2 protein-coding genes are annotated in these 3,749 nt (G+C 46.7%); one reads left to right on the forward strand and one right to left on the reverse strand.

The annotated features are described in order from the left end of the window. A partial coding sequence (locus IBX48_RS09965; protein WP_296834048.1) for an ABC-F family ATPase occupies positions 1 to 1,553 on the reverse strand: 1,553 nt, incomplete at its 3' end. Positions 1,554 to 1,707: 154 nt separating this feature from the next. On the opposite strand from IBX48_RS09965, the gene IBX48_RS09970 reads away from it, so the two are divergent. Next, entirely contained in the window at positions 1,708 to 3,744 is a 2,037-nt protein-coding gene (locus tag IBX48_RS09970; protein WP_296834045.1) for a M3 family metallopeptidase, read from the forward strand. Positions 3,745 to 3,749 lie beyond the last annotated feature (5 nt).

The following is a 3,749-nucleotide window of genomic DNA, read 5'->3' on the forward strand; positions in this document are numbered from 1 at the left end:
TCGTTAAAGTCTTCAATACCTTCTGGCGACATCACCCACAAGCGTTGCGCTAATGAGGATACAAATTCACGGTCGTGGCTAACAAACACCACCGTACCCGGATAATCGACCAAAGCTTGATTTAAGGATTCGATTGACTCCATATCCATATGGTTGGTCGGTTCATCCATTAACAATACGTTGGGTTTTTCCAACATCAGTTTGCCAAACATCATGCGGCCTTTTTCGCCGCCTGATAACACCTTGACCGATTTATCTATGTCTTTTTGCGAAAACAATAAACGCCCTAAAATCGCGCGAATCGCTTGTTCATCATCAGTGGGCTGTTTCCATTGGCTCATCCAATCAAACAAGGTCATATCAATCGCAAATTCGTGAGTGTGATCCTGTGCGTAATAACCTACGCTGGCGTTTTCGGCCCATTTAACTTTACCGGAATCCAGTTCCAAGTCACCGATTAACGCGCGTAAAAGCGTAGTTTTACCGACGCCATTCGGGCCGATAATCGCGACTTTTTCACCGGCTTCTACCATGGCGCTGAAATGGTTTAAAACCGCAGTGGTGTCAAAGGTTTTGCTGACGTTGTCGCATTCCACCGCCGAACGGAACAGTTTTTTGTCCTGATCGAAGCGAATAAATGGGTTCATGCGGCTAGATGGTTTGACTTCGGCAAGTTCAATTTTATCAATCTGCTTGGCACGCGAGGTCGCTTGTTTGGCTTTTGAAGCATTCGCCGAAAAGCGACTAACAAAGGTTTTTAACTCACTAATCTGCGCTTTTTTCTTCGCGTTATCCGCCAACAGTTGATCGCGAACTTGGGTAGACGCCATCATATAGTCGTCATAATTGCCTGGATAGATACGCAATTCGCCATAGTCCAAATCCGCCATATGGGTGCACACACTGTTTAAAAAGTGGCGATCGTGCGAAATGATAACCATGGTGCTGTTGCGCGAATTTAAAATGTTTTCCAACCAACGAATCGTGTTGATATCTAAGTTGTTGGTGGGTTCGTCAAGCAATAAAATATCTGGGTTAGAGAACAAGGCTTGCGCCAATAACACCCGCAGTTTCCAACCAGGAGCGATCTCCGACATTGGGCCATAATGCATCTCCACCGGAATTTCCAAGCCTAATAACAATTCACCTGCTCGCGCATCGGCGGTGTAACCGTCCATTTCACCAAACTCAACTTCCAGTTCGGCGACTTTTAGGCCGTCTGCTTCTGACATTTCGGCCAAGCCATAAATGCGATCGCGTTCTTTTTTAATTTCCCATAATTCAGCGTGGCCCATGATCACGGTATCAATGACGCTAAAGTTTTCGTAAGCAAACTGATCCTGGCGTAATTTACCCAAACGTTCGTTGGGGTCGAGCATCACCTGGCCAGCGGTAGATTCTAAATCGCCCCCTAAAATTTTCATAAAGGTGGACTTGCCGCAGCCATTTGCGCCAATCAAACCATAGCGGTTACCGCCGCCAAATTTAATTGAGATGTTTTCAAACAGCGGCTTTTCGCCGAATTGCATGGTGATATTCGCGGTAGAGATCAAAGCATTATTTCCTGTTAAATCATAGGTGAGCGCGCATTCTACTCGTTTTAACAAAATATAGCGAATGGCCACCTCGATTAACCAACCACCAGGCCTGGTGCTGGGTGAGACTTGCGTTATAATCTATCCACATTTTTAATAGTGAGAGAACGCAATGCAAACATCGAGCTTAATTGAATTACTGCCTGATTTTAATGCCCTGCAAGCCGATCAAATCGAAGCGAAAGTCGATCAGTTGTTGGCCGACAGTCGTCATCAGCTTGCACAAATTGTCGCCTGTGATGCGCCGCCAAGCTGGCAAAACCTAGTCGAGCCAATGGAGCAAATCGAGCATGGCTTTGAATCTATTTGGGAACCGATTGGGCATTTGGATTCGGTGCGTAATGCCGATGATTGGCATGCGGCTTATGATGCTTGTTTGCAAAAAGTCACCGAATACCATACTGAAGTGGGGCAAAACCAAGCCTTGTTTGCACGTTTTAACCAACTTGCAAACAGCCCAGCTTATGCAGAACTTAATATCGCGCAGAAAAAAGTGGTGGATAACGCGTTGCGCGATTTTCGTTTATCCGGTATCGCTTTACCCGCCGCACAGCAAGCGCAATACAAACAAATCAGCCAGCGTTTATCGCAGCTGTCTAGCCAGTTTGGCAACCAGGTTTTAAAAGCCACCCAGGCCTGGTCAAAACACATTACGGATGCCAACGAGTTGGCGGGTTTACCTGAATCCGCATTGGGTTTATTGCAACAATACGCCCAACAAAAACAACTTGACGGCTGGCGTGTAACCTTAGATGGTCCGAGTTATTTGGCGGTGATGACCTATGCCGATAATCGAGAATTACGTGAACAAGTTTATCGCGCCTTTTCAACGCGTGCATCCGACCAAGCGGATAACCCAGAGCTAGATAACAGCGCCAATATTGACGAGATTCGTCAACTGCGTCACCAGCTCGCATTATTGTTAGGGTTTAACAATTATGCTGAACGTTCGCTCGCCACCAAAATGGTCGAATCCACCGATCAAGTGATCGGCTTTTTGCGAGATCTCGCACGCCAAGCCAAACCCCAAGCCCAGCAAGACTTAACCAATTTGCGTGAATTTGCTAACCGCCAATTAGGTTTAACCGACTTGCAGCCTTGGGATGTGACTTATGTCAGCGACAAACTCAAACAACAACGGCTTAACCTGTCGCAAGAGGTTTTAAAACCCTATTTTCCGGTCGAACAAACTTTAGGCGGTTTGTTTAATCTTGTCGAACGCCTGTTTGGGGTGAAAGCCGTGCAAGTGAGTGGGGTATCGGTTTGGCATGACGAGGTGCGGTTTTACGAATTGCATGATGAGCAAGATCAATTGGTCGCCGGCTTTTATTTAGATTTATACGCGCGAGAAAACAAACGTGGCGGTGCTTGGATGGACACAGTGCAAACCCGTTGGCGTCACCCAAATGGTGAGCTGCAAGTGCCGGTCGCACATTTAATTTGCAACTTCACCCCACCAATAGGCTCAAAACCAGCTTGTTTAACGCATGATGAAGTCACTACTTTATTCCATGAATTTGGTCATGGTTTGCATCATATGTTGACCGAAATGGAACACATGGATATTTCCGGTATCAATGGCGTGCCTTGGGATGCGGTCGAACTGCCCTCGCAATTTATGGAAAACTTTTGTTGGGAACGCGAAGGCTTAGACTTAATTTCCGGCCATGTAGAAACCGGCGAAGCTTTGCCGGATGCGTTATTTGAATCGCTTAAACAAAGTCGGCATTTCCAGTCTGCGATGATGATGGTGCGCCAGTTGGAGTTTTCGTTATTCGATTTTTTACTGCATGCCGAATACGACCCGCAAGTCGTCGAATCGGTTGAGTCGGTGATTCAACGTGTGCGTGATGAAGTCGCCGTGATTCAACCGCCCAGCTACAACCGGTTTGCCCACAGCTTTAGCCATATTTTCGCTGGTGGTTATGCGGCGGGTTACTTTAGTTATAAATGGGCCGAGGTGTTATCAGCGGATGCATTTAGCTTGTTTGAAGAGCAAGGTATTTTAGATGTTGAAACTGGCCGTAAATTTAAAAACACGATTTTAGCCGCCGGCGGTTCGGTGGACCCGATGGTGTTATTCAAAGCCTTCCGCGGCCGCGAACCGCAAATTGATGCGTTATTACGCCATTCCGGCATTGCCGTTTAAGGGTT

This window comes from Thiomicrospira sp. (genome assembly GCF_014859555.1).
GTDB lineage: Bacteria > Pseudomonadota > Gammaproteobacteria > Thiomicrospirales > Thiomicrospiraceae > Thiomicrospira.

What these genes read in the sequence shown, in the direction of transcription:
- IBX48_RS09970 (WP_296834045.1), top strand. Translation starts at nt 1,708, where the DNA reads ATGCAAACATCGAGCTTAATTGAATTACTGCCTGATTTTAATGCCCTG.